Source organism: Pseudomonas koreensis (assembly GCF_036668835.1).
GTDB classification, from domain to species: domain Bacteria; phylum Pseudomonadota; class Gammaproteobacteria; order Pseudomonadales; family Pseudomonadaceae; genus Aquipseudomonas; species Aquipseudomonas koreensis_I.
On record NZ_JAZEVW010000002.1, the window covers coordinates 686915 to 712459 of the forward strand.

At 60.4% G+C, this 25545-nt stretch carries 26 protein-coding genes; 13 read left to right on the top strand and 13 right to left on the bottom strand.

Features of this window, described 5'->3' with window-relative positions; all coding sequences use genetic code 11:
- Positions 1 to 90: 90 nt before the first annotated feature.
- Positions 91 to 3921, bottom strand: a complete 3831-nt coding sequence (locus V6F91_RS08055) for an autotransporter outer membrane beta-barrel domain-containing protein (protein ID WP_332763368.1) — start codon at positions 3919 to 3921, stop codon at positions 91 to 93.
- 226 nt (positions 3922 to 4147) lie between these two features.
- Between V6F91_RS08055 and V6F91_RS08060 the strand changes: the two genes are divergently transcribed.
- On the top strand, positions 4148 to 4363 hold the full coding sequence (locus V6F91_RS08060) for a PLD nuclease N-terminal domain-containing protein (protein ID WP_332763369.1): 216 nt from the start codon (positions 4148 to 4150) through the stop codon (positions 4361 to 4363).
- Positions 4364 to 4410: 47 nt separating this feature from the next.
- On the opposite strand, the gene V6F91_RS08065 is transcribed toward V6F91_RS08060, so the two are convergent.
- The 5 genes from V6F91_RS08065 to V6F91_RS08085 all read right to left on the bottom strand — a co-directional run bounded on the left by V6F91_RS08065 (position 4411) and on the right by V6F91_RS08085 (position 7687).
- The gene (locus V6F91_RS08065) at positions 4411 to 4857 is read right to left on the bottom strand and encodes a DUF421 domain-containing protein (RefSeq protein WP_332763370.1); all 447 of its coding nucleotides are present in this window, start codon (positions 4855 to 4857) and stop codon (positions 4411 to 4413) included.
- Between the two features lie 8 nt (positions 4858 to 4865).
- Positions 4866 to 5384: a hypothetical protein gene (locus tag V6F91_RS08070; RefSeq protein WP_332763371.1), complete on the bottom strand. Its 519-nt coding sequence runs from the start codon at positions 5382 to 5384 to the stop codon at positions 4866 to 4868.
- Positions 5385 to 5388: 4 nt separating this feature from the next.
- Positions 5389 to 5889: a CinA family protein gene (locus tag V6F91_RS08075; protein ID WP_332763372.1), complete on the bottom strand. Its 501-nt coding sequence runs from the start codon at positions 5887 to 5889 to the stop codon at positions 5389 to 5391.
- 97 nt (positions 5890 to 5986) lie between these two features.
- A complete protein-coding gene (locus V6F91_RS08080) occupies positions 5987 to 7213 on the bottom strand; it encodes a zinc-dependent alcohol dehydrogenase (RefSeq protein ID WP_332763373.1) in 1227 nt (408 codons plus the stop codon).
- A gap of 42 nt (positions 7214 to 7255) precedes the next feature.
- Complete coding sequence (locus tag V6F91_RS08085; RefSeq protein ID WP_332763645.1) at positions 7256 to 7687, bottom strand: hypothetical protein; 432 nt, start codon at positions 7685 to 7687, stop codon at positions 7256 to 7258.
- On the opposite strand from V6F91_RS08085, the gene V6F91_RS08090 reads away from it, so the two are divergent.
- Complete coding sequence (locus V6F91_RS08090) at positions 7598 to 8011, top strand: hemerythrin domain-containing protein (protein ID WP_332763621.1); 414 nt, start codon at positions 7598 to 7600, stop codon at positions 8009 to 8011. The genes V6F91_RS08085 and V6F91_RS08090 overlap by 90 nt on opposite strands.
- A gap of 324 nt (positions 8012 to 8335) precedes the next feature.
- Complete coding sequence (locus V6F91_RS08095) at positions 8336 to 9877, top strand: class I SAM-dependent methyltransferase (RefSeq protein WP_332763374.1); 1542 nt, start codon at positions 8336 to 8338, stop codon at positions 9875 to 9877.
- Between the two features lie 74 nt (positions 9878 to 9951).
- Here V6F91_RS08095 and V6F91_RS08100 read toward each other — a convergent pair whose 3' ends face one another.
- On the bottom strand, positions 9952 to 10437 hold the full coding sequence (locus tag V6F91_RS08100) for an anti-virulence regulator CigR family protein (RefSeq protein WP_332763375.1): 486 nt from the start codon (positions 10435 to 10437) through the stop codon (positions 9952 to 9954).
- 254 nt (positions 10438 to 10691) lie between these two features.
- On the opposite strand from V6F91_RS08100, the gene V6F91_RS08105 reads away from it, so the two are divergent.
- Positions 10692 to 10853, top strand: a complete 162-nt coding sequence (locus V6F91_RS08105) for a DUF2986 domain-containing protein (RefSeq protein ID WP_332763376.1) — start codon at positions 10692 to 10694, stop codon at positions 10851 to 10853.
- A 3-nt stretch (positions 10854 to 10856) separates the two neighbouring features.
- On the opposite strand, the gene V6F91_RS08110 is transcribed toward V6F91_RS08105, so the two are convergent.
- From V6F91_RS08110 to V6F91_RS08130, 5 genes are all read right to left on the bottom strand, one after another.
- The gene (locus V6F91_RS08110) at positions 10857 to 11573 is read right to left on the bottom strand and encodes a class I SAM-dependent methyltransferase (RefSeq protein ID WP_332763377.1); all 717 of its coding nucleotides are present in this window, start codon (positions 11571 to 11573) and stop codon (positions 10857 to 10859) included.
- 127 nt (positions 11574 to 11700) lie between these two features.
- Positions 11701 to 12081, bottom strand: coding sequence for a nuclear transport factor 2 family protein (locus tag V6F91_RS08115; RefSeq protein ID WP_332763378.1), 381 nt, complete (start codon positions 12079 to 12081; stop codon positions 11701 to 11703).
- 65 nt (positions 12082 to 12146) lie between these two features.
- Positions 12147 to 13250, bottom strand: a complete 1104-nt coding sequence (locus tag V6F91_RS08120) for an alkene reductase (protein WP_332763379.1) — start codon at positions 13248 to 13250, stop codon at positions 12147 to 12149.
- A 103-nt stretch (positions 13251 to 13353) separates the two neighbouring features.
- The gene (locus V6F91_RS08125) at positions 13354 to 14631 is read right to left on the bottom strand and encodes a cation:dicarboxylate symporter family transporter (RefSeq protein ID WP_332763380.1); all 1278 of its coding nucleotides are present in this window, start codon (positions 14629 to 14631) and stop codon (positions 13354 to 13356) included.
- Positions 14632 to 14741: 110 nt separating this feature from the next.
- Positions 14742 to 15167, bottom strand: a complete 426-nt coding sequence (locus V6F91_RS08130) for a VOC family protein (protein WP_208940848.1) — start codon at positions 15165 to 15167, stop codon at positions 14742 to 14744.
- A 155-nt stretch (positions 15168 to 15322) separates the two neighbouring features.
- Between V6F91_RS08130 and V6F91_RS08135 the strand changes: the two genes are divergently transcribed.
- From V6F91_RS08135 to V6F91_RS08150, 4 genes are all read left to right on the top strand, one after another.
- Positions 15323 to 16207 carry a LysR family transcriptional regulator gene (locus V6F91_RS08135; protein ID WP_332763381.1) on the top strand — a complete coding sequence of 295 codons (885 nt, stop codon included), beginning with the start codon at positions 15323 to 15325 and terminating at the stop codon, positions 16205 to 16207.
- 116 nt (positions 16208 to 16323) lie between these two features.
- On the top strand, positions 16324 to 16611 hold the full coding sequence (locus V6F91_RS08140) for a hypothetical protein (protein WP_332763382.1): 288 nt from the start codon (positions 16324 to 16326) through the stop codon (positions 16609 to 16611).
- 138 nt (positions 16612 to 16749) lie between these two features.
- Positions 16750 to 17193, top strand: a complete 444-nt coding sequence (locus tag V6F91_RS08145; protein ID WP_332763383.1) for a DUF6130 family protein — start codon at positions 16750 to 16752, stop codon at positions 17191 to 17193.
- 93 nt (positions 17194 to 17286) lie between these two features.
- Complete coding sequence (locus tag V6F91_RS08150) at positions 17287 to 19671, top strand: DUF3772 domain-containing protein (RefSeq protein WP_332763384.1); 2385 nt, start codon at positions 17287 to 17289, stop codon at positions 19669 to 19671.
- 18 nt (positions 19672 to 19689) lie between these two features.
- On the opposite strand, the gene V6F91_RS08155 is transcribed toward V6F91_RS08150, so the two are convergent.
- Entirely contained in the window at positions 19690 to 20145 is a 456-nt protein-coding gene (locus V6F91_RS08155; protein WP_332763385.1) for a helix-turn-helix domain-containing protein, read from the bottom strand.
- A 150-nt stretch (positions 20146 to 20295) separates the two neighbouring features.
- Here V6F91_RS08155 and V6F91_RS08160 point away from each other — a divergent pair, with 150 nt between their 5' ends.
- The 5 genes from V6F91_RS08160 (at position 20296) to V6F91_RS08180 (ending at position 25519) form a co-directional block, all read left to right on the top strand.
- Positions 20296 to 21552, top strand: coding sequence for an MFS transporter (locus tag V6F91_RS08160; protein WP_332763386.1), 1257 nt, complete (start codon positions 20296 to 20298; stop codon positions 21550 to 21552).
- Between the two features lie 96 nt (positions 21553 to 21648).
- Positions 21649 to 21945: a 2Fe-2S iron-sulfur cluster binding domain-containing protein gene (locus V6F91_RS08165; RefSeq protein WP_332763387.1), complete on the top strand. Its 297-nt coding sequence runs from the start codon at positions 21649 to 21651 to the stop codon at positions 21943 to 21945.
- A 64-nt stretch (positions 21946 to 22009) separates the two neighbouring features.
- Positions 22010 to 22762 (top strand): hypothetical protein, encoded by a 753-nt coding sequence (locus V6F91_RS08170; RefSeq protein ID WP_332763388.1) that lies wholly within the window; start codon positions 22010 to 22012, stop codon positions 22760 to 22762.
- 15 nt (positions 22763 to 22777) lie between these two features.
- Complete coding sequence (locus V6F91_RS08175; RefSeq protein ID WP_332763389.1) at positions 22778 to 24118, top strand: ATP-grasp domain-containing protein; 1341 nt, start codon at positions 22778 to 22780, stop codon at positions 24116 to 24118.
- Between the two features lie 69 nt (positions 24119 to 24187).
- On the top strand, positions 24188 to 25519 hold the full coding sequence (locus V6F91_RS08180) for a biotin carboxylase (protein ID WP_332763390.1): 1332 nt from the start codon (positions 24188 to 24190) through the stop codon (positions 25517 to 25519).
- Positions 25520 to 25545: the final 26 nt, after the last annotated feature.

Here is a 25545-nt window from a genome sequence, read left to right on the forward strand (position 1 = left end):
GATAAAACCTGTGGAAGATTGTGTCAGGTCAGGCAGCACTCAGTCCGCATCGCCAGCAGGCTGGCGATGGCGTCGTGTCAGGCCCCCCATTCAGAAATTGATCTTGAACCCCAACATCGCGTCATACCCATGGCTGTCGCCATCGAACCCCTGACGATAGCCGGCCGATGCGGTCAATGTGGTACGGCGGTTGGCCTGATAGTCCAGCCCGACGTTGACCTCACCCCATGTGCCCTGGATGTCCGACTCGAACGGGATATAGCCCGATTCCGAGGAGAACTCGGTCTTTGGCTGCCCCTTGAATTCGTGCCATACGCTGGGCCGGATCCATGCGTTGGTGCGCCGCGCGCTGTGGTCGACGCCTTCGCTGTCCCAGTCTTTGGCGATGCGTACGCCGGCGCGGCCGATCAGCGAGTCGACATCGCGAAAGCGGATGCGCGCCCCGGCATCATCGCTGTTGTCCAGATCGACGTAGCTGTAGATAGCCTGCACTTGCGGTTCGACGTACCAGTCCTTGTCCACCTCGATGGGGTAGCCGTTTTCCAGCGACGCGGTGTATCCCCAGCCACGGGTTTTCAGTTTGGCCAAGTCGTTGGGACTGGCTTCGATGTCGAAACGATTGACCTGCAGTACGCCGTCCAGGTACCAGCCGGACGGACCGAAGTGCGTCCAGTAGGCGCCGATGCCATAGGCGCGCAAGGTGTCTGCGCCGGCAGCGCGGCGAGTGTAATGGCTGACGCCGGCATCAAGGGTGCCCGCCGACAATGACAGCCCGGCCTGTTCGTGACTGCCATCGGGCCTGACCTTGCGGTAAAGGTCGGTGCCGACCTGGAACGCGGTCAGGTCGTAGTTGTATTCAGGCGTGCTGCCCAAGGCATTTTCGCCATCGCCATCCTGTTTGCCGCTGCGGTAGATCACCCGTCCCCAGCCCATCGACGGCGCCAGAGTCGACTCGTCCTCTTTGGGCAATGGCTCGCCGCGGTTCAGCCGTTCCTCGCCGACCCGTTCGTGCAGCGTATCGACCAGCGTCCGACTGTAAACCAGCGCCAGCGCCGGGATTGCGCCATACAGCGAGACTTCCGGCCGGTAATTGGGCTCCGGTGCAGGGGCCGGATCGGGACCCGGGCCCGGACCTGGCGGACCGTCCGGCGGTAGGGCGTCGGAACGCAGAAACCAGGTGTCAGTGGCGCTGCCATCCTCGGCGCCGCGTTGCAGACGATATTCGTACGGGCCAGCCACGACCCGGCGAGCCAGCGAAAAGGCATTGGCGTCGCTGGCGCCCTCGGTTTTGTTCAGCAACTCGACCACGGCAATGCCGTTGCCCTGGGTCAGTTCGCCCTGGCCGCCGACATTGCGCACGACGAGCCCGGTTGCGCCATCATCGCCGATGGTCGTCGAGTCCACCACCAGCATGTCGGAGAGGCTGTTGCTGCCGCCGCTGTTCAACGTGGTATTGAGCAGCACTCGCCCGCCATTCGATACATATGCCCCGCCGCCATCAGTCCCAGCCGTGGTGGCGCCGCTGATCAGCAACACATTGCCGACGGTGTTGCTGCCAGCGGCAAGGTCGAGCGTGCCGCTGTTGACGAAGCGGTTGACCCCGAGTAACTGGCCCTGCACCGCCCCGCCTGCCGTCGGCGTGTTGGCGGTCTGCCCCAGCGGCAGATAAGCGCCGCTGGCGTCGAAGCTGACGATGCCAGTGGCCGGTTGCACGGCCAGGCTGATCACCCCGCGGTTATCGATACTGTTAACACCCGACGAGCCCAGATCACTGATTGCAACGCCCCAGGTATCACGGCTGCCGCTGCCCGTGCTGTCAGTGAAATTGCGCAGCGTCCACGTGCCGTTGTTACTGATCGTGCTGGCCGCGCTCACGGCATTTACCGCGCCTGTCAGTTGGCCGTCATTGTTCAGGGCGAACGTTGTACCCGGCGTAGTCGCGTCAGCACGGACGGCGACATCGCTCAGAGCGGTGATCGCACCTGTGTTGTTCAGCGTCTGGCTCGTACCCCCCAGGGCTACCCCGCTACTGTCAGCGCGGCCGCCCTGAATCGCGGCGCTGTTGCTGACGTCGACGCTGCCGCCCTCGGTCAGCGCATCGATGCCCGATGAACCGATGCCCCGCGTGGTGATTGCGCCGCTGTTGGTGAGCGCCAGATTGGCTGGGCCCGACGCCTGAGCAAGAATGCCCTGACTGTTGCTCGCGCCCAGCGTCTGGATCGCCCCGCTGTTGACCACGCTCTGCGCGCCGCTGACCGACAGCGTCCGAATGCCGCGTTGCTGATTGCCACGGGCAATCAATTGCCCGCTGTTGTTGACGCTGAGCGAGCCCAGGCCAGTCCCCGAGTTGAAGGCATTACCGGCCAGAATTGCCGCGCCCGCTCCATTGACGTCAATCAGCGGACCGCTGAACCTGACGCCGACATCGCCGCCCAGGGTCAGCGCCTGAATGCCGAACGAGCCGATGCCACTGCCATCCCCCGAGCCCGCATCGGAATGAGTGATGATGGTGCCGCCGGACTCGACGTTGACCGTCGCGGTCGGCGACTGCGTCGAGGCATAGATACCGTTGGCGTTGCTGTGCAGGGTTTCGATGCGGTTACCGCGATAGTTGACCTGGACACCGCCCGCCGTCGAATCGAGCCGTATGCCACCCGCGCCAAAACCGCTGGCGAACAGCTCGCCTGAGTAATCGATCAGGGCATTGTTGTTTTCAGCGCTGACGATGATCGCGTAAGCCCGCGTTGTGTTGAGTCCGCCGAAAACATTGATATTGCCGCTGCCGGTGACGGTAACGTCGCCGGTACCGCGCTTGATTACATAGATCGCCCGCGAGCCAGCGGTATTTGCGGTGTCGCCAACATTGAGCGTGGCGTTGTTTTCAATGCTGATCGAACCGCTGGCACCGACGTTGTCGTTGGCATAAATGCCGTGAGCGGCGCCGCCGGTGGTGGTGATCGCGCCCGTATTGACGATGGCAATGCTGCCGGTGGTGGAGAACGAGCGAATGCCGAAACCATTGAGCCCATTGGTGCTGAGCGTGCCGCTGTTGCTCAGACGGGTGTCGCCCGCCCCCCCTTCGGAAAACAGGCCAAAGGCGTTCATGCCGAGGCTCTGCACGTTGGCCGCGTTGATCAGCGTGGTGTTGCCGTTCACCGCGCGGGTGTGCACGCCGGCGTGGTTGCCGATGCCGGCGGTGGGCAAGGTGTCGTCAAGGATGGGCGGGCCGGCCGACAGCGCATCGTCGTTATTGACCAGAATGCTCACGCCGCTGCCGACGTTGACGCTGTTGGCGCCGCTGCCAGTGGCTTTGCTCCAGATACCGTTGCCGCCGAGCAGGGTAATTTGTCCGTCGCCCTGATGGCTGATATTGATCGCCCCGCCGCCGCTGCCATTGATATCGATCCCGTCATGTTCGTTGCCGACCACCGTATTGAGGATGTTCAGCGTAGTGCCCGAACTCACGGAAAACGTCGATGAGCCCGCGCCGGCATTGGTGATCGCCAGGGCGTCAAGACCACTGCCGTTGACGTTGACAGTATTGCTACCGCCGTCCACCGCCAGGCTCGCATTGCCCGTAGAGCCGATGACATTGGAAAACACCGCATTGGCCGCTGTCGGCGCAGTGCTGGTGACGGACGTGCCACTCAGGCTCAGCGTCGAATTGCTGTTATTGCCGCGCACCAGCAGTGACGAACCGGATGTGGTGGTCACCGTCGTGCCGGCTTGCGTGCTGATGGAGGCATCGACTCCGGCAGCCGGCGTACAGGTTTGCGAAACGCTATAGGCGCCAGCAGCCAACGGACCGCACGCGGCGTGGGCGTCCGTTAGTGAAACGGCGTTGGCCATCGCCACCAGCATCGCACTGCGCAACACATGCGGGGCAAACCCGCCATGAGAATGATCGCCGGCGCCGCGCATGGAAACCTCCTTGTTTAGCGTGCTGACACGAAAGATCCGCAACGGTCGACGACGCCACGGACCGTTGGCACTGCGGCGACCGTCATTGACTTTAGTTGCTATTTCGAAAGTTGGTAATCCGCAGTTCGCCAATTCCCGGAAACCCGTGGCGCGCCGCAGCGAGAAAAATTAAATGAACCCGACGACCCCCACACCGCCTAACGCATAGACCATCAGGAGGTAGCCTATGCAAATCGAAACCGTGTGGATCGTACTGGCGGCAGTGCTGGTGCTCATCGAGCTGTGGGCCATCAATCGGGTGCGCAAGAGCGAGGGGAAATCGAGCAACAAAGGCGTGTGGATCGTGCTGATCGTGTTTGTGCCGCTGTTCGGCCTGATCGCCTGGGCATTGGCCGGACCCAAGCATATTCGTCACGACACCGCGTCAAACCCAAGTCGCTGATATTTGTGTTGCTGGCCGCAGTCCGCCCGGATTGGCGGCCAGCGCTTTCAGGATTCCTGACGGATCACCGATATCTTGCCGTTGCGCTCAATGATTGCGAACTTGATCTGATCGATCGTTTCAATGCCCTGGCTCGAGCGCGCCGCTTCCATCACATCCGCCTCCACCAGCCGCGCATGACGCAGTCGGCGGTGCAGCAACTTGCCATTCTCGACGATGATCGTCGGTTCGCCGTCGATCAGGCGTGACACCCATCCCGACCGCTGTTTGAGCAACGAAAAACCGACGTCGATCGCGATCAACGAGACGATCACCAGCAATGAATTGGTCAGCGAAAAATCGTCGCCCAGCAGCGCTTGCTGGGTGGCTTCACCGATGATCATCAGCAAGACGAAATCGAACGTGGTCAGTTCGGCAAGAGAACGGCGTCCGGCGATTTTGAACAGCACCATCAGGGCCAGATACATCGCGACTGCGCGCAATACGGAATCCATGACGTCACCTACGGGAAGATGAATTGAACCAGCTCAACGCCAGCTGAACCGGGCGATTCGATGCGGCTGCGAAACAGCCCGAGGCCGTCGCCGCGCAGGGTCAGGTACAACGTTGCCTGGCCCTGCCCGTCCGCCTGCAACCACAGGCGCATGCCCTGCGCTGAATTGCGCGAGCGCAGCGGTTGCGGCTGCAGGGTTTCGACACTGAAGCCTTCCAACAGCTCGCCACCGATGTCGAGTTCCAGCGTGGCATCGGGTTTGCCGTTCAGGCTGATTTTCATCGCGTTGGTTGAGCCATTGCGATGGAACATTTCGTACTCGGCGCGCAGGTGGCCGTCGTCGCTGCTGACTTCCCGCGAGCTGATCACCCCGCGCGAAAACAATCCCAGCAGCCCGAGCACCACCAACAACACCAGCACGTACCAGCCGCATCTTTCGAAACGCCAGACCTTCGATTGATAAGCCATGTCTTCGCGCACCGGGTAATCCCTGCTTTGCAGATCCGGGTGATCGCGGTCGGTTTTCATCGGATCAGCCTCGCTCGCCGCGCTGGGCTCGTTGATGGAAGTGCGGCAGTTGCTGCAAGGCGAATTCCGAGGCGGTTTGCAGCACCTCCACACGCGAGCCGGGGAACCATTGCTGGCGCGTGAAAACGGCGTGTTGACCGTCCAGCTGGAAGGCCCAGGCGAAGCACACGGTGCCGGCGGCAATTCCGTCGACATCGTCAGGGCCGAGAATTCCGGTGGTCGCGACGGCGACGTTGGCGGTGCTATCACGCAGCGCGCCGACGGCCATTTCCCGCGCGACTTCGACGCTGGTCAGGTTGAAGGTTTCGATGGTGTGCGGGCTGACGTGCAGCAGCCGTTGCTTGGCCTGAGGTGAATACACCACATAGCCGCTCTCGATCAGTTGGCCGCTGCCCGGCACCTCGGACAGCAGCATGACAATGTTGCCGGCGGTGCACGATTCCGCCGTGGTGATGGTCAGCGAATGGTCGCGCAGATAGTCGACCGTTTCCTTGGCGATGGACATGACGTTCACTCTTGGAGTTATTGCCGGTTGACCGCATGCCGCGGTGATCATTCCCACGATCGGCGAGCCCGGCGCCTGCCGGGCTCGCCGGTCCACCTCAAGTGGCGGGCACCAACGGTGGCGTCTCTGCGGTTTCCGTCAGCGGCACGTCGCTGCTGCCTGGCGTAAGGATCACCTTGCGGCAATTTTCCTGTTTCTTGTCGAAGAGCTTGTAGCCCTCGGCCGCCTGCTCCAGCGAGAGTCGGTGGGTGATGATCGCGTCGGGTTGCAGCGCGCCGGTTTCGATGTACCCGAGCAGTTCGGGCAGAAAACGCTGGACGTGGGTCTGGCCCATCTTGAAGGTCAGCCCTTTGTCGAAGGCATCGCCAAACAGGAAGCCATGAATAAACCCGGCATACACACCGGGCACGCTGACCACTCCACCCCGGCGCACGGCGGCGATGCACTGGCGCAAGGCCTTGCCGCTGCTACCTTCGAGCTTGAGCGTGGCCAGTACCGTTTCAGTCGTGCTGCCCTTGGCTTCGAACCCCACCGCATCGATCACCCCATCGACGCCGCGATGGCCGGCCGTCTGCCGAATGATCGTGTCGGCCGGATCGTCGTCCTCATCGAAGTTGATCGGAATCACCCCATAGGTGCGCTGCGCGTATTCCAGCCGATACGGATGGTGATCGACCATGAAGATCTGCTCGGCACCGAGCATTTTCGCGCACGCTGCGCTGAGCAGCCCGACCGGGCCGGCACCGTAAATGGCCACGGTCGAGCCCTTGCCGATCTGCGCGTTGTTCACCGCTTGCCAGGCTGTCGGCAGAATATCCGAGAGGAATAAAACCTTTTCGTCCGCCAGCGTGCCCGGAACCTTGAACGGTCCGGTGTTGGCCTTCGGCACGCGCACCAGCTCGGCCTGGCCACCGGGAATGCCGCCGTACAAACGGCTGAAGCCGAACAACGCTGCCGGTGGCGTGATGGACTTTTTGTTGAGTATGGCACCGCGACCGGGGTTGGTGGTCTCGCACGCCGCGTAGAGTTCCTGCTGGCAGAAAAAGCAGCCTCCGCAGGCGATCACGAACGGAATCACCACGCGATCACCTCGTTGTACCGCAGTCACCTCCGGCCCGGTTTCTTCGACGATGCCCATGAATTCGTGGCCGAAGATATCGCCGTGTTCGACGGTGGGAATCTTGCCCCGATATAGATGCAGGTCCGAGCCGCAAATGGCGGTCGCGGTCACACGCAGAATGATGTCATCGGGGGCTTCGAGCTTCGGGTCCGGCACGGTCTCGACTCTCACATCGTGAGCGCCGTGGTAGGTCATTGCACGCATGGCAAGGTCCTCTTCCTGATCAATGAAATGGCGTGGGTCTCTTCATTTCGGAAGCGCAGCGTTCTGCAGGAGTTCAGTGAAATTTTGCCCCAGCGGATCAATGGCTGCGGTGGCAGCAGGACCGGTTTTATCCGGATTGGTAATCTGCAAGGCGTGCACGATGCGCTTCATGCAGAGTGCACGAAGCGCTTTGCTCACGTCTCTGGCAAAGCCTTGATCCAGCGCGGTTCGGCCGATCATTGCAAGTTGGCACAGCTCATGCGTTGTAGACAGGGAATACACCGCACGGCCCATAGAGGCCTGCGCCCACACCGTGATAGCAGAGGCCAATAAACAATGAACGCCATCGACCTTCTCAAAGCCGACCATGAAAAAGTCAAAGACATCCTCAGCCAACTCAGCGAATCGACTGATCGGGCATTGAAAAAACGCACCGAGCTGTTGGCCAAACTGGAGATGGAAGTCACGATCCATACCCGTCTCGAAGAGGAAATCCTCTACCCCGCGTTCAAGGAAGCGGGGAGCAAGGAAGAGGACGTGATGTATTACGAGGCCAAGGAAGAACACCGCACCGTGGATTCGCTGGTGCTGCCCGATCTGAAGGAAACCGACCCGGGCACGCCTGAGTTCGCTGGCCGGGTGAAGGTGGTCAAGGAGCTGCTTGAGCACCATATCGAAGAAGAGGAATCGGAAATGTTTCCCAAGGCCAAGCAACTGCTGGGCAAGGCCAAGCTCGATGAGCTGGGCGCGCAGATGGAAGCCATGAAGGCCAGCTACAAGAAGGAAATGGCTGCTTAAGGATTACGCGTGGTTTGGCCCGGCTTTGGCCGGGCTTTTTTTTGGCGGGTGCTTAGGCTGATGGCGGCTCGGCTTTGGTTCAGCGGTGAATTTTCCCCTCACCCCAGCCCTCTCCCGGAGGGAGAGGGAGCCGATTGAGGTTGTTTTAGAATTTGCATTCAACTCCATACTCCCGATTGGCAAATATCTCGCATCCACCACGGTCAGTCCCCTCTCCCTCCGGGAGAGGGTTAGGGTGAGGGGCTTTTGTCTTTTCGCTTGTCGCCTGCACTCACAACCCCTTATAACAGCGGCATTCATTTGAAAAAACAAGAGACAGCATTCATGAGCAACGCCTGGAACGAAGGCTATTTCACCGACGAAGGCTACACCTACAGCTACAGCCGGGAGATCAACCCGGTGTTCCAGCGCTACTGCCTGTTGTTGCGCGGTTTTGCCAGTCTGGACAGTACCGACGGCTACCACTGCGAACTGGGTTTCGGTCAGGGCGTGTCGATCAATATCCATGCCACCGCCAATCCGGGCACGTTTGTCGGTACGGATTTTCATCCGGGTCAGGCGGCTTATGCGGTCGAACTGGCGGCGGCGGCCAACAATGGCGCCCGTCTCTACGACGACAGTTTCGAGCAACTGCTGGCGCGCTCTGACCTGCCGCAATTCGACAGCATCAGCCTGCACGGTATCTGGACCTGGGTCAGCCGTGACAATCAGAAGCTGATCGTCGAGTTCACCCGCCGTCACCTCAAACCCGGTGGTCATCTGTACGTCAGCTACAACAGTTTTCCGGGCTGGTCGCCGTCGGCGCCGTTGCGCCAGTTGTTCAGTCTGCATGACCGCTTCGCTAACACCTCTGCACGACCGGATCAGCGCATCGACGCTGCGTTGCAGTTCTCCGAGGCGCTGCTGGCGGCCAATCCAAAATACGCTGCGGCCGCGCCGAGTCTGGGCGCGCGCCTGCAAAGCATCAAAGGCCAGGATCGCCAGTACGTCGCCCATGAATATTTCAATCGCGACTGGAACTGCATGTATTTCGCCGACATGGTCGATGCCCTCGCACCTGCCAAGCTCGACTACGCGACGACCGCAGTGCCACTGGATTCGGTCGACCCGCTGAACCTGAGCGCGGAGGCGATGGATTTCCTAGAAACCATTGAGCACCCGGTCATGCGTGAGCAGGCACGCGACTATTTCGTCAATCAGCATTTTCGCCGCGATCTGTACGTGCGCGGTGCCAACCGTCTGTCTGCGCCTGAACGCCGCGCGCAGATGCTGCATACGCGTTTCGTGCTGCTGCAACCGGCAACGAGCGTCCCTGCAGCCGTCACCGGTCCGGCCGGCGAAGCCTCCTTGCAAGTGGAGATTTACGGCCCGGTGCTGGACGCGTTGGCGGACCAGGCGTATGCCGCAAAATCAATGCGTCAGTTGCTCGCGGCGGCAGCGCCGCTGACTTTCGACGATCTCGAACAAGCGCTTGCCGTGCTGGTCGGCATGGGCGTCGTGGCGCCGTGCCAGAGCGAAGCGGCTGAGTCGCTGGTGCAGGACCGCTGCGCGGCGCTCAATCTGCAATTGTGCAAACGCTCGCTGTTCACCGCCAGGGTTCAGGTCCTGTCCAGCCCGGTCACCGGCGGTGGCGTGACGGTCAGCCGCTTCCAGCAACTGTTCCTGATTTCCATCAAACAGGGCCGAAAGCATCCGGCCGAATGGGCGCAACTGGCGTGGAGTGTGCTCAGCGAACAAAGCGAAGTGCTGGTCAAGGGCGACCAACCGTTGCTTACCGCAGAAGAAAACCTGGCTGAATTGACCGAACAGGCGCAGGCGTTTGCCGAGCAATCGCTGGTGGTACTCAAGGCGTTGAAAATCGCTTGATGTGCAGGATGCGCGGAAGCAGTAGCAGGTTAAACCTGCCGCTGCCAACGCGCGGTTTTTATTGGCTGCGCTGCTTAATCGAAGGCGCCATTGACGATTTCGTAAATCAAACCGGTCGCTAGCGCGACAAGAATCAGATCCGTCCCCACCTGCTGCCATTCGTAGCCGTCGTAACGCGGCAAGTGGCCCAGCAGGCGCCCGTCGAGCTTTTTCGCAATACCGGGTGGGAGCGGTTTGCCCCGCGCCAGATTTTTCTGAATGCCCGGCGGCAGCGCTGGCCCTGGGCTCCAATAGTCCCGATAGCCGCCAACAATTCCAAGAATGTTGCCGCGATCAACACTAGGACCGCCCCCGTGGCCTTGATTGCCCTGCCCACCCTGCTTGCCTTGCCCCCCCTGATTACCCTGGCCTTTCTGTTTACCGTGATCCTGCATGTTCTGCGGATTACCTTTGCCGTTCCCCTGGCCCTTGCCGTTTCCGGGGTCGGCCGAAGCCACCGCAGAAGCGAAAACCAATGCCAGGGAAGACGCCGTGGCAATCCATTTACGAGAGCTGGTCATGGGTACTCCTTCATGGCGGGATGCATCAATGTCATCTGGATATTGAACTTCAGCTTAGTTTATTTCGCCTCGCTGACCATCGGTAAACCAGGCGGCTACGCTGCAGACTGTGCGAGGCTTCACTGTTTTTCCAACAAATTGCCATTGCCTTGGCCCGGCGCTTGGGTCAGGATTCGCGCCTTTTCGACCGTCAGTAGCGCATCTGTCCAACGCGATGCCCAGTCGACACCCAACTTGACCGCCGAGTAAGCCCCATGAATCGCCAGAAGAAACTCAAACAACTGTTCAAGGAAAAGGCCAAGAAGGCCAGTGCCAAACTGGCGCCGAAAAAGCCCAAGTACATCAGCAAGGCTGATCGTTTGAAACTGGCCGCTGAAACCGCTGAACCGGTTGAAAGCGGCGAGAGCGTTGCCTGACGCTCAGGACGCTTTGTTCGCAAGCCACGCCCCCCAGAACAGGCTGCTGAAAAACCGTGTCGCCGCGCCAAACCCGGCCTCGCTCAGCAACGCCTGGACGGCGGCTTCGGAACGCGGCGGGTCGGCCCCTTGGAGAATCTTGCCCAGTTTGGCCTGCACCTCATCAGCACTGGCGCCCTGTTGCCGCCAGCGTTGCGCCCAGGCCTGGAGCAATAACGGCTGGCTGGCGTAAGCGTAGTGATTGCCGGCGACGATCAGCGGCGCGCCTGGCTTCAGCCGGGTCTGGATCGCGCGCAGAATGTCGCGCTTGGGTTGATCACCGTTGAGATGATGAAGCACGCCGATCAGGGTTGCCGCGTCGAATGAGGCATCGGCAGGCAGATCCTCAACATGGCCCAAGTGTATTTGCGTTCTGTCCAGCAAATCATGGGCCTGCAACTGTTGCACCGCGGTATCGAGCATCGGCTCGGACGGATCAACCGCGATAAAACGCCACTGCGGCTCCAGCGCCGCCATCGCAATGATCTCTTGTGCCGTCCCGCCAGCGCCCACCACCAGAACAGAAGCCGCACGGTCCGTGCCAAGGCTGGCCGCCAGCATGCAGGCCGAGAGGTCATGGCAAGCATCATAACCGGCCAGGGCAATGCGCGATTGTCTGGCATATTCATTGGCACGAGAGGTGTCGAATTTTCCGGCGGGACTGGTCGAGGATTGGCTCATGGTATTGCTCCTTGTTTTGGAGCAACGGTACGCTGGCGTTTCGGATAAGAAAAATTCATTGTTTTCATGCCCTGCATTCCTTTGAGGAATGCAGGGGTGTAGCTTTTTCGTTATCTGACCTGCTCGATCAAGCGTCCGAATGCGTGTGGTAGATCTTGCTGACAATCGTCCACTGTCCTTCCACTTTCAGCAGATTGAAAAAGTCGGTGAAACGAAAACCCGAGACGTTGTCGGTATCGACGCGCGCGCTGGCGGCCGTACCGACGATATCGATCCGCACGATCGCCGCCTGAGCTTCGGGCGATGGGCGAAAGGACGTATCGATCACGTCGTAGAGATTCTGGATCGCGCCGCCGACCAGGCGCTCGCCGTCGATGCCAAACATCGTTGCTTGCGGATTGAATGCCGGTTTCATCAGCGTGCTGTCAGCCTGCGCGCCGCCTTCGTTGTACTGGTTGAGGACGGCGACAATCGCGTTGTATTCCTGCACGTAAGTTGGAGTGGTCATGGTGGGGTTCCTGTTTTGAGTGAAAGGCTGCCGCAAGCCAACACGGACGCGGCAGCGGATGGTGATCAGGCGCTGGCGGTGGGCCAGTCGATGTAACCTTTGGCGCCGCCGCCGTAGTAGCTTTCACGGGGCGCGATGGTCAGTTCGGTACCGCGACGCAGGCGCTCGACCAGGTCGGGGTTGGCGATGAACAAGCGGCCGAACGCCACCGCATCGATATGTCCTTGGGCACGTCGTTCGAGGGCCATTGGCAGGTCGTAGTTGTTGTTGCCAATGAACGGGCCGGTGAACTGCGCGCTCAGCGCATCCAGATCAACGCCTTCCGGCACGCTGCGCGACGTCGCTGTCGCCCCTTCAACGAAATGCAGGTACGCCAGATTCAACGGATTGAGCTGCTGGATGAGGTAGCCGTAAGTCGCCATGACATTGCTGTCGGGCGGCGTGTTGCCGGCATCAGGGGTAACCGGCGAGAGACGAATACCGACGCGGTCGCTGCCCCACACGTCAATCACCGCGCGGGTGACTTCCAGGGTCAGGCGCGTACGGTTTTCGATGCTGCCGCCGTATTGATCGCTGCGCTGATTGGTCGAATCTCGCAGAAACTGGTCGAGCAGATAGCTGTTGGCCGAATGCACTTCCACGCCATCGAAACCGGCCTGTCTGGCGTTCTGCGCGGCACGTTGGTATTGCTCGATGATCCCGGCAATCTCCGATGTTTGGAGTGCGCGCGGCATCGACACGTCGACGAAGCCTTTTTCGGTGTAGGTGCTGCCCTCAGCCTTGATCGCCGAAGGTGCCACAGGTGCCTGGCCGTTGGGCTGCAACTCGACACTGGAAAACCGCCCGACGTGCCACAACTGGCAGACGATTTTGCCGCCGGCGGCGTGCACCGCATCGGTCACCTTTCTCCAGCCGGCAACCTGCTCCTGGGTCCAGATACCCGGCGTCATCGCATAGCCGCGGCCCTGCGCAGAGATATTCGTCGCCTCGGCAATGATCAGTCCGGCCGTTGCGCGCTGGGCGTAATAGGTCGCGTGCAGGTCATTGGGCACGCCGTCGTCGGCCATTCGGCTGCGCGTCAGTGGGGCCATGACGATGCGATTGGCCAAGTGCAGCGCGCCCAGGGTTACGGGTGAAAAAAGGTCGGTGTCAGCGGCGTGATCAATCATTTAACCTCCAAAACATTAGACTGGTCGTCTAGCAACCAGCGTTAAAAAAACGCCCCTGAGCCAGCGGGCGGTTGCTTGTTTCAAGTGTCCGTTCAGTGGACTTTCAATGGCAGGGCAGCGGCGATTCGTGTTTGACACTTGCCTCGACGGCACCCGGTTGCAGCGCGATTTTTTCCCACTTGGCAATCACCAGTGGCGCGATGGCATTGCCCAGTACGTTCAGCGTCGTGGTACCGCTGTCGATGATCCGGAAAATCCCCGCGATCAGCGCCACGCCTTCCAGCGGCAGGCCGGCCGACGCCAGCGTCGCGGAAAGAATGATGATGGCGAACCCCGGTACGCCCGCTGCGCCCTTGGACGTCAGCACCATGGTCACCACCAGCAATATCTGCTGCGACAGCGACAGGTCGATGGCATACAACTGCGCGACAAAAATCGTCGCGACGCCGAGAAAAATCGATGCACCATCAAGGTTGAACGCATAACCCACCGGCACCACGAAACTGACGATCCGCCGCGGTACACCGTACTGCTCAAGTCGACTCATCAACTGGGGCATGACCGCCGCCGACGCGGCACTGGAAAACGCCAGAATCAGTTCGTTGCGGAAGTAGCCGATCAGCTTGAAAATGTTTTCGCCGATCAAGTAGCAGATCCCTCCGAGTATCACCAAGGCAAAGACAATCAGCGCCAGATAGACCACGCCGATCAACTTGAGCAACGGCAACAGTGAGGCAAAACCAAACGTCGTGACCGTCGCGCCGATCATGCCGAACACGCCGATGGGCGCGTAGGCCATGACAATGGAAACGACCTTGAACATCGCATCGGAAATGCTCTGCACCAAAGCGATGGCGGGCGCACTCTTGTCTTTGGGCAGTGCATTCAACGCCAGACCAAATAACACCGCAAAAAACAACACCGAGAGTAACTTCGCCTCCGACATGGCCACCAGCACATTGTCCGGGACGATGTTCTGCAGGATCACCAGAGCGCCTTTGGACGGTTCCAGTTTGATCGCGGCGGCATTGTGCGAAATGCCGGAAATATCGGTGCCTGCGCCCGGCTCGAACAGGTTGGCGAAACACAATCCGATAACGATCGCCAAAGCCGTGATCGCGAAGAAATAGCCCAGCGACTTGGCGCCCATACGACCGAACGATTGGTTATCGCCACCGCCGGCAATCCCCAGAATCATGCAACAGAACACGATCGGCACGACCACCATCTTCATCATCTTGATAAAGATGTCGCCGAGGGGTTTGAGGATTTCCGCGCTGACCCACGTCTGATACTGCGGATGGGTATTGAAATACCAACCGACGAGCACGCCAAGCAACAGCCCGGCAACGATTTGCCACACCAGGGGAATACGTTTCATGTCTAGCCTTCTTGTTGGAATGAACGGTCTGCGCAAAAGGCAGTTGCTAGAGTCATGAGCTTCCAGCTCACTGTGAGAAATGGCACAACGCCGTTGTGCCATGGCGGTTGTTACTTGGCGAAGAGCTGGCTCATATCCTTGAATGCCTTGAATTCCAGGGCATTGCCGCAAGGATCGAAGAGAAACATGGTGGCTTGTTCACCGACCTGGCCCTGAAAGCGAATGTACGGTTCGATCACGAACTGCGTGCCGAACGATTTCAGGCGTTCGGCCAGTGCCTCCCATTGTTGCCAGCCGAGAATGATGCCGAAGTGCGGCACCGGCACGTCATGGCCGTCAACCGGGTTGCTGTGCACGCTCTCCTGAGAGGCGGTTTTCGGATGTTCGTGAATCACCAGTTGATGGCCGTAAAAGTTGAAGTCGACCCATTGAGCGCTCGAGCGTCCTTCTTCAAGGCCAAAGACTTCACCGTAAAAAGTGCGCGCCGCAGCCAGGTCGTAAACAGGGATAGCGAGGTGAAAAGGCGAGAGATTCATCAGAACTCCAATATCGTTCTTGTTGGTTGGCGAACAGGTCTTACCGACATCGACGTTTTCGGTTCAGCCGAGGTCGGGATGAAAAACATCCTAGGACGAAAAACCCAACATAAAAATCAATATATATTTCTCAGAATCACAACTAATATTTGTGAATGATCAAAGAACTGAAAACCCTCATTGCCGTGGCGCGCGAAGGCACCTTCGCGGCGGCCGGTAACCGGATCGGCCTGACCCAGGCCGCCGTCAGCGCGCAGATGCAGCGTCTTGAAGCCGAACTCGGCTTCGAAATCTTCGACCGAAAGGGCCGCACGGCGCACCTGAACAAGATGGGCCAGCAGATCCTGCTGCAAGCCCAGGACTTGCTCAGGCTCTACGACAACCTCGGTTCGACTGCGGTGGGCCTGCCGCCCAGTGTGCTGGTCAACCTCGGCGCGATTGCCTCGGTGCAGCGTTCCTATCTGCCGGATGCGCTGGCACGCTTTCACCAACAGTGCCCGTACTGCCGGACCCGGGTGATCCCGGGCCTGTCGATGGAACTGGTGAATCTGGTGGATACCGGCGAGATCGACATGGCCGTGGTGATTCGCCCGCCCTTCTCGCTGCAGAGCGATTTGCGCTGGACCACCCTGGCCCTTGAGCCGTATCGGTTGATCGTGCCGCGCGATATGGCGGGCGATGACTGGACGCAATTGCTCTCCAGCCAACCGTTTATCCGCTATGACCGCTCCTCTTTTGGTGGCAGACAGGTCGACCGCTTTTTGCGCCAGATGCATTTCAACCTGCGCGAGGTCTGTGAGCTGGACGAACTGGAGGCGATCATCAAACTGGTTGAAAACGGCGTCGGCGTGGCGCTGGTGCCGCAGACCTCGCCCGACTTCGCATGGCCTGCCGGCGTCCGCGCTTTCGACCTTGGGCCGCACACTTTTCACCGCGATATCGGCCTCGTCCACCGAGCACGCGAGACCTTCACCGAGCCAGTACGTGTCCTCGCCGAGTTGATCAGCACTCAGCTCAAACCCGGCGGCGCGCTGGCTTGATCGATAGCATCATTAAGCGCGTCAATAACAACCATTAATTCAATGAAGTTCTCTTATCAGTGCTGCGGCGTAAGATCGGCTCCAGACCCAACCACTACCCATCGGAGCACAGCATCATGAAACGCCAAGCCCTTCTCAGCATTGCTTTCTCGATCTTCGCACTGAACGCATTCGCCGCTACCCCTGCGCAGCCGCTGGTTGCCGAAGGCGGTTCCGACCGTTTGCTGGAACAACGCACCGCTGCGGCCACGCAAACTGATCCACTGTTCAGCGATGCCGTCGCCGCTACCGAAACCGACCCTCTATTCAGCGATGCCGTTGCCGCTACCGAGACCGACCCGCTGTTCAGCGATGCCGTAGCCGAAGGCGGTTCTGACCGGCTGATCGAACGCCGCGCCGTCTGAATGCCGCGTTTCACTGCGGTCACCGAAGAAAAGCCCGACCTCGCCGTCGGGCTTTTTGCGTTCGGGCTTGCGCAATAACGCACGCAACCGCCGGCGCTCAACTAATCTTGAGTGACCTTACGCGCGAGCAAACAAACCATGTCCCTCGCTATCCGATTTCTGCTCGCCCCGACGGCTTCATTGCTGCTGGCCATGAGCGCCGATGCGCAAACCGAGGTCGACCCGCAGCAGCCACCCGCCCTGCTCCCGCTGGCTTCCGAAGCCGCGCCCATGCTGATTGCCTACCCGCCGCTCGCCGAACCGCTGGCCCGTGGCGTGGTGATCATTCAATACCGCACCGAACACACGCGGATCATGCCGGTGTTCGGCAAAGCGGCGGTGCCGGTGTCGCCGCGCCTGGGGCATCTGCACGTCACCGTTGATGACTGGCAAGGCACCTGGGCTCACACCAGCGAAGACCCGATTATCCTGGTCGGATTGACGCCGGGTGCGCACAAGGTGCTACTGGAAATCGCTGATCCGACGCACACCGTGCTGACCCGCACGACGGTGAACTTCGTCGTGCCCGCCAAGCAGCCCTGAGCGAGGTCCACGGCCGGCGCGCAAACTTTTCCACCGCACTCGGGTTGATCACCTACCCTCATAGACTGTCTGGTCGATGCGAGCCGCCCCTCCATGCGCGACACTTTGAAATGGATGTTGTTGGTCGCCCTCACGCTGCTCGGTAGCAGCAGCCTTGCGCTGTGGGCGGAAGATTTGCCAGCGCCAGCGGCGAGTGCCACCGCGCCGTTGCCGGTGATCGCACAAAGTGATCTGCAAGCTCTGCAACAACGCCTCGACGGGCTCAAGCAGCAAATCTCTGCGGCGAACAACTACAACCAGCTCGAAGGTCCGCAGGATCGGGTGCAGGCGTTCATTCTCGATATCGATCGATTGTCGGCTGCGCTGTTGCCGCAGCAGGCGCAACTGGCGGTGCAACTGAGCGTGTTGGGGGCCGCGCCAGACACCGAGGTGGCCGCCGAACAAGCCGACATCATCACTCAGCGGGCCACGCTGACGACGCAGAAAGCCAGGCTCGACAGCACCCTGAAAAGCCTCGCCGCGCTGAAGCAGAACGCGGCGGACCTGATCACCCAGATTGCCGGCATCCGCCGTTCGCTACTGGAAAGCGAACTGACCCTGGGTACTCACAGCGTGCTGAATCCAGGCTTTTGGTCGCCGTTGCTCAATCCAGGCGCGGACGATCGCCAGCGGTGGCATTTTTTCGTCGATCAGGTACGTGCGTCGTGGGCCAGCGTGTGGGTGCCAGGCGAGCGTTTGCATACCAGCGCGCTGGTGGTGCTGGCCTTGATTATCTGGACATTCGGACGTCGGCTGGCCGAACACGGCCTGACCTGGTTGTGCATTTATCGCGTCCCCGAGGGACGGCTGCGGCGCAGCGCACTGGCCTTCGCCTCGGCGCTGGCGACCATCGCCACCACCGCCATCGCCCTGCAAATTCTGTTCTATGCCTGCACCCGCCATCAGCCGTTATCGCCAGTGCTGCAAACCTTCTCAGAAGAGTTTGAAAAGGTTGTGTATGCCTGCGTGCTGATTACCGGTCTGAGCCGCGCGCTGCTGTCAACCGAGCATCCTTCGTGGCGCTTGCCAGCGATTGCCGATCCGGTGGCGCAGGCACTCAAGCCCTATCCGCGAGTTCTGTCCTGCGCTTTGCTGGTGCTGGTCACGCTGGTGCAGGTCAGCAACGCCACCGGTATGAGCAGCCAGATCGTGATCACCGGGCGCGGGATCATTGCGATGGTGGTGTTGGCGATTGTGCTGACCTTGCTGCTGCGGGTCGGCAAGGTACGCAAGGCGCTGGTTGCGGCCAACGATGCGGCGGCGACCAACAGCACGTTAGCCGGCATCATCTACACCGTCGCCAGCGTTTCGATTCTGGTTTCGGCGCTGGCCCTGCTCGCCGGCTACGTATCGCTGGCGCGGTTCATCAGTTACCAGTTGGTCTGGGCCTTCATTGTCTTGTCCGGTTTCTATCTGCTGATTCAGCTGGTCAAGGACGTTTGCGAGCATGTGTTTTCCGCCAGGCATGCGAGCGGCAAGGCGCTCAAACAGTTACTCGGCATCGGCGATCGGCGCCTCGATCAGATATCGACCCTGCTGTCGGGTTTCAGCCGTGCCGCGCTGATGCTGCTGGCGGTGATCAGCCTGTTCGTCGGCGGCATCGGCACCACGCTCGGGCAGTTGCTGAGCAACATCATGGTCATCCTCGGCGGCGCCGGGTTGCGCAAGTTGAACATTGTCCCCGCGCACCTGCTTAACGCCGTTTTGGCGTTGATCATCGGTATCTGGCTGATCCGCACGCTCAGCCGCTGGCTGGACCACGAGTTCCTGCCCAAGACCGAGATGGACCCCGGCATGTGCGCCTCGCTGAGTACGTTGTTTTCCAATATCGGTTACGCGCTGGTGATTCTGCTGACCCTGTCGTCGCTGGGCGTGCAGTGGACCAATCTGGCGTGGATCGTCAGTGCCTTGTCGGTGGGCATCGGTTTCGGTTTGCAGGAGATCGTGAAGAACTTCGTTTCCGGGCTGATTCTGCTGACGGAGCGGCCGGTGAAGGTCGGCGACCTGATCAGCATCAGCGGCGTCGAAGGCGACATTCGCCGGATCAACGTGCGCGCCACCGAAATCCAGCTCAGCGACCGCTCGATCGTCATCGTGCCCAACTCGCAATTGATCTCGCAGAACCTGCGCAACGTGACCCTGGGCGGCAGCGCGCAAGGCGTGGCATCGCTGGAGCTGATGTTCCCGCTGGACATCGACCCTGAGCAGGTGAAAGAGCTGCTACTCGATACCTACCGCGAGCACGAGACTCTGCTGGATAAACCGGCACCGTTCGTGCGCTTCAGCAAGCTGTCGCCGGACGGAATTACCCTGACGGTGACCGGGTATGTGGCCAGCCCGAGGATTGTCGGGGTGACCAAGAGTGATTTGCTGTTTGAAATCTTGAAGCGTCTGGGTGCGGCGGGCATTGCGCTGGCGAAACCGCCGGCCGCGAGTTGATGAAGCCCGACCCGGCACTCAGGCTTTGCGCGTGACCACCCGTCGATGGCAGTCGGCCGGCGTCAGCACCTTGCCCGACGTCGAGCGCACAGCGATGGTCTCCACCGGTTGGGCTGAATCGTTGTCGAGCAGCACCGAGTGGCTCTCGCCTTCGCTGTACAGGAAGCGCTCCCCCCACTGGCGCATGCTGACCACGATCGGAAACACCGCGCGACCCATTTCGGTCAGCACATATTCCTTGTAGGCGCTGCCATCGGAGGCCGGCTGGATCTCCAGCACACCCAGCTCGACGAGCATTTTCAGTTTCACCGTGAGGATGTTTTTCGCCAGCCCCAGGCGTTTCTGGAATTCGCTGAAGCGGCGGACATCGTCGAAGGCGTCGCGGATGATCATCAGCACCCAGCGATCGCCAATGGCCTCGAGTGTTCTGGCAACCGGGCATTCGCTCTGTGCCAGTAATTTCTGTCTGGCCATGACGCTCCAGTGGGCAGATAGGAAGGAAGAAAAACGATCTAACGTCAGACGAAAATGTTTTGCAAAATGTGGTTGTATTTAACAACTTGATTTGATAAAAATCAACGCATCGGTTTTGTTTCGAAACCACATATTCCAAGGATTGGATGAATGCCGTACACGCCTCATGCCCCGGTAAAAATGGACGCCGAAGCCGAAAAGGCGACCGGAGGACATTCACAGACCTCCCGGTCTGCCAGCACCTCGACCCTCAGCCGCTATCAAACCCTGCTCTTCGCAATCACCTGCGCCATGGCCGTGGCCAACGTCTACTTCGCCCAGCCATTGCTGGAGTCCATGGCGTCGAGCCTGGCCGTTTCGCCGGGCACGATCGGCATCGTTGTCACCGCGACTCAGGCCGGCTATGCCGTAGGGTTGTTGTTCATCGTGCCACTGGGGGATTTGCTCAATCGCAAGAAACTCATCCTGACGCAGATGCTGATGTCGGCCGTGGCCTTGTGTGCGGTGGGACTCGCCGGCAACTGGGGCATGCTGCTTGGAGCCATGGTGCTGGTGGGCCTGATGGCTGTGGTGGTGCAGGTCGTCGTGGCCTACGCCGCCTCGCTGGCCAGCCCGGAACAGCGCGGCGCAGCCGTCGGTACGGTCACCAGCGGCGTGGTGCTGGGCATTCTGCTGGCGCGCTTTGTGTCGGGGGCAGTCGCCGATCTGGCCGGCTGGCGCGGCGTTTACTTTGTCTCGGCCGCGCTGATGATCGGTATGGCGCTGGTGTTGTGGCGAACCATGCCAGCCTCCGCTGCCCCACCGGCCAAAGGCAGTTACTGGCAGTTGTTGCGGTCGGTGTTCCAGCTGTACCTGACCGAGCGCACGCTGCGGGTCAGAGGCACCTTCGCCCTGCTGATCTTTGCCGCCTTCAGTGTGCTGTGGACGTCGATGGTACTGCCGCTGAGTGCGCCACCGCTGTCGCTGACGCACACGCAGATCGGCCTGTTCGGCCTCGCCGGTGTGGCCGGTGCGCTGGCTGCCGCACGGGCCGGCCGTTTGGCGGATCAGGGACGTGGCAATCGCACGACCGGCATCGCCCTGGCGCTGTTGACCCTGTCATGGCTGCCCACGGCATTTGTCGAAAGCTCATTGCTGGCCATGGTCGTGGGTGTGGTGCTGCTGGACTTCGCCGTACAAGCGGTGCATGTCACCAATCAAAGCCTGATTTTCGCGGCACGCCCGGATGCGCAAAGCCGTCTGGTCGGCGCGTATATGTGTTTCTACTCGGTAGGCAGTGGCCTGGGTGCGATTGCCGCTACTTACACCTATGCGCACTTTGGCTGGGTCGCTGTTTGTATTCTGGGTGCGGCCATCAGCGCCGTCGCCCTGCTCTACTGGTCATATCTGGGGCTGACCTCCAACTAAGCTCATAACTTTCAAGAACTTCTCACTGTCGTTTTCAAACGCTGGCGTGAAATCGTGTGCCTGCCACACGAACTTTAATATTTAACCGAGGTAAGTATGGCGTTGCACACACTCACCATTACTTCGCATCAACTTGAATTTCAGCTGCCGGCCAACTCCGCGATTACCGACATCGAGTGGGAAGCCGGCGGCAAGAACGTGATCCCGCTGGGCTGCCGGGTCGGCGCTTGCGGCGCATGCCTGATCAAAGTCAGTTCGGGCCTTGAGGCGTTGAATCCTCGGGACGGTGACGAGGAAGCGTTTATCGAGGTACTGGGTTACAGCGGAGAAGAATACCGGCTGGCCTGTCAGTGCCTGATAAGAGGTGAATTGGCCATAGAAGTGATTGGCTGATAGTTACAGTTAAAGTCTGGTCATTATCAACGCGTTAAAACAAACCCAAAATAGAGGCTTGAATATGCTTAACCGTGTAAAGAATGTTGGCTATGGTGATCGCACCCCTTTCCTCAATGCTGCCGCTTCGGTAAATCTGCGTGGGGAAATTGACCGGATAATCGACGGCCAGGTAGAACAATGGTACGAAACCGTGCCTCAAGCTGCGCACCTGGAAGGCAAAGACGTCAACAGTGCCTATTACAAACGTCACCTGGTCGAAACCGCATGGCGCATCCGTCTGCTGCGCGTGGCCGAAGCCAAGGCGCTGGTCGAGGTTGCCAAGGTCAGCCCGGAAGCGGCGCAGATCTGGGCTCACTACGAACAGGAAGAAATGCTCCATGACGACCTGTTCATTCAGGATCTGCAACGCGTCGGTGTGAGCCGTGAAGAATTCCTCGCCACCGAACCCTACCTGTCGACCAAACTGCTGGCCGGTTTCTTTTCCTACCTGCTGGACCACGAAGGTCCACTGGGCGTGATCGCCTATTCCTACCTGGTCGAGTACGTCAACGTGAAGCTGGAGCCGCGCAAGCTCGAAGCGCTGAAAGCTTCGGTTGGCGAAAAGAACATCGTGGGCCAAGTGTCACACTCCCACACTGACATCAACGATGACCATCCGGGTGAAGTCTGGGCAGCCCTGCGCTTTCTGATCAAAGGCGAGCAGGACATCGCCGCACTGAAGCGTTACCTGGCCGAGCACCAGAAAATCCTCGCCATGTATTTCAGCGAGCTGTACATCGACACCCTGGCCACGCCGCAAGACAAGGCTGCTTAAGCCATGGAGCAGGCAATGAATTCGAATCGACCCGGTGTTCTGATCCTGAGCCACTGTGGCTTTTCTTTCCTGGAGGACTTGAAGGAGCAGCTGCAACGGCGCCAGCTCCGGTGTTTCGTGCTGACTTCATTGCCGCTCGCCGAGCATGTGCCGGCTCGCCTGGAGCAGATCCAGGTCTGGGCGGACCGGCTCTACACCGCCGACTCCCTCCAATTGAAACTGGAGGACGTCAACAATGCCCTGCAAACCCTGCACAAGTCGGGCGAACAGGTCAGCTGTTGCATCAGTGTGTGGGAAGGCTATCGGCACTTGATGGCGGCGGCGAACGCAGCGCTCGGCACGTATGACATCGACGCGCAGCAGGCCCTGGCATTGCGCAACAAGCTCAATGTGCGCAATCAACTGGCCGATGCCGGTTTGTCGCAAGCCCGTGCGCACGCGCTGACCGCACCGGTATTGCAAACGCTGCAAGCGCAGAACGCGCGTTATTTCATCAAACCGATTCACGGAATTGCGTCCTACGCGGCTTTTCCGCTGCGTGAGGACACCACCTGGAAGGCACTTGAAACGCTGCGCCTGGCCTCGGTCGAGGACACGGTATACGCCTCGGCATTCAATGACGGGCTGCAGTTCATGGCCGAGGATTACATTGCCGGCCAGGAATTCAGCTTCGAGACCTTGTTGATCGACGGCCAGGCGCATGTCGTCGCCCTCCACGAAAAATACGAAGTGACCGAAACCGCTGACACGGTCCTTGAGGACAGTTGCACCACGCCCCCAGCGAGCCTCGGTCAGGCACAGATCGCGGCAGGCCTGCAGTGGCTGGAAAACGTCTTGAAGTGCATGGCGCTGCGTTGGGGTTGCTATCACATCGAGGCCCGTTTTACCGGGCAGCACTGGGATCTGATCGAGATCAATCCACGCGTGGGTGGCAGCCTGATTTCCCACAGCGTCGAAGCCGTCACCCACGGCCACAGCATGCTGTCGCTGTGGCTGGATCTGTTGCTGGCCAGCCAGGACGATCACGCGCCACGCGATGCCCTCGCGCAACAGCTGAACGCGTTCCAATGGCAGGCGGATGGCACCAGTGCACAGTCGGTGGCGACGTTCTTCCGGGTGTATTTCGCCCAACCGGGAACGTTGAGTTCGGTGGCGCTGAACGAGCTGCCTCTCGCCCCCACCGTCGAGCACATCCTGCTCAAGGCCGGCGATGTGATTCCAGCCCATGCCCGAGAGGTGTTTCTCGGCCAGTTGCTGTGGACCTTCGATCGCAGCCGCCAGGCCCAGGAGCTAGAGCGTCTGGCGCACCTGTCCGCAACGGCGCTGGATATCCGCTACGAACCCGGCACCCCTTGAATACGCCAGGCAAGCGCCTGGCACAGCCTTGCTGTCCATGAACACTGACAAGTATCGAGGATGACCAACATGCCGCTGCGTGCGCCTGTATTGCTGATAGTGGATTACAACCTGAGCCGGATCGGCGATGTCCTGCATATGCGCAACCATGCGCGCGAGCGCTGGGGAGCCGAAACCTGGCTGATCCGGGCCAACCCGCAAGACCATGACCTGCAGATCAGCGACCGGGTGATCGACGCCGACCCGCTGGCCTCCGACTTCGTCGCTCAGGCCTTGCACCGGCTGGCCGGTGACGCGGCCCGGATCAGCGCCGGGCTGGTGTTCTCCGACAACGCGGTGGCCAGCGGCGCGGCGCTGCTCGAAAGGCTCGGCCTGCCGGTGGACGACGCCGCACGAGCGCTCGCGGCCTTCGACAAGCTCGCTTACCGCGAGGCCGAGCGAGCGATTGCACCGCAGCTGGAACGTCTCGGGGTGATGCTGCCCGACTTTCAGCCGATCGAATGCGTCAATGACGTGCGCAATTTTGCCTTGCGCCAGGAGCGCGGATTTGTCATCAAACCCGCCTGTGAAGGCAACAATCGCGGTGTGGTCATGGTTGCTCCGGGCGGTGACTGCGAAGACGCGTTTGCCGAGGTCGCACCGTACCTGGACGGCGGCGTGCTGGCCGAAGCTTTTATCGCCTATACCCGCGAGTATTCCTACGATGGGCTCGGCGAGCTGTGGTTCATCACCGAAAAAGTCAGCGCCACCGGGCGCTATCCGGTCGAGGTCGCGCAGATTCTGCCCGCCCGCCTCAGCACGCAGGAACGTCAGGCGATCCGGCTGACCGGCGAGCAGGTCAATCGGCTGGTGGGCCAGCGTATCGGCCCGTTTCACAACGAGATCAAGCTCAGCGACAGGGATTACCACACGGCCGTCATCGAACCCAACCGGCGGCCGGGCGGCATGAAAATCTGGACACTGGCCAAAGCCGTGTACGGCCTGGACCTGTACGCGGCGTGGGTCGATTCGGTATTCGCCGCTGCTGTTGCGCGCGAACTGCCCGATGCTTCTTGCAGCGCGGCCACCGTGATGTTCGGCGTGCCGCAGGACATGACTCTGGATGTCAGTGGACTCGGCGCGATTGACAGCCTGGTCGAGGACACACTGACCCGTGCCTCACAAACACTCGCCATGGCCAGCGCCGACATCACGCTACTGGAATGTGCATGGATCGCCGGGGAGTCGCGATTGATCCACGCGATCCCGAGAGACAACAGCGATTTCGTTGCCCACGCCTGCGTCGCCTTGCATGACCCGCGCATAGACATTCGCGATCTGGTGACGGTGCTGCGCGAACAATGGCAGGTGGTGCTGGACCTGAGCCTGGCCTGCGAGCACCCCTTGAAAGTCGCCTCCTGAGCCTTATTTCACGCGTCGAGACCACT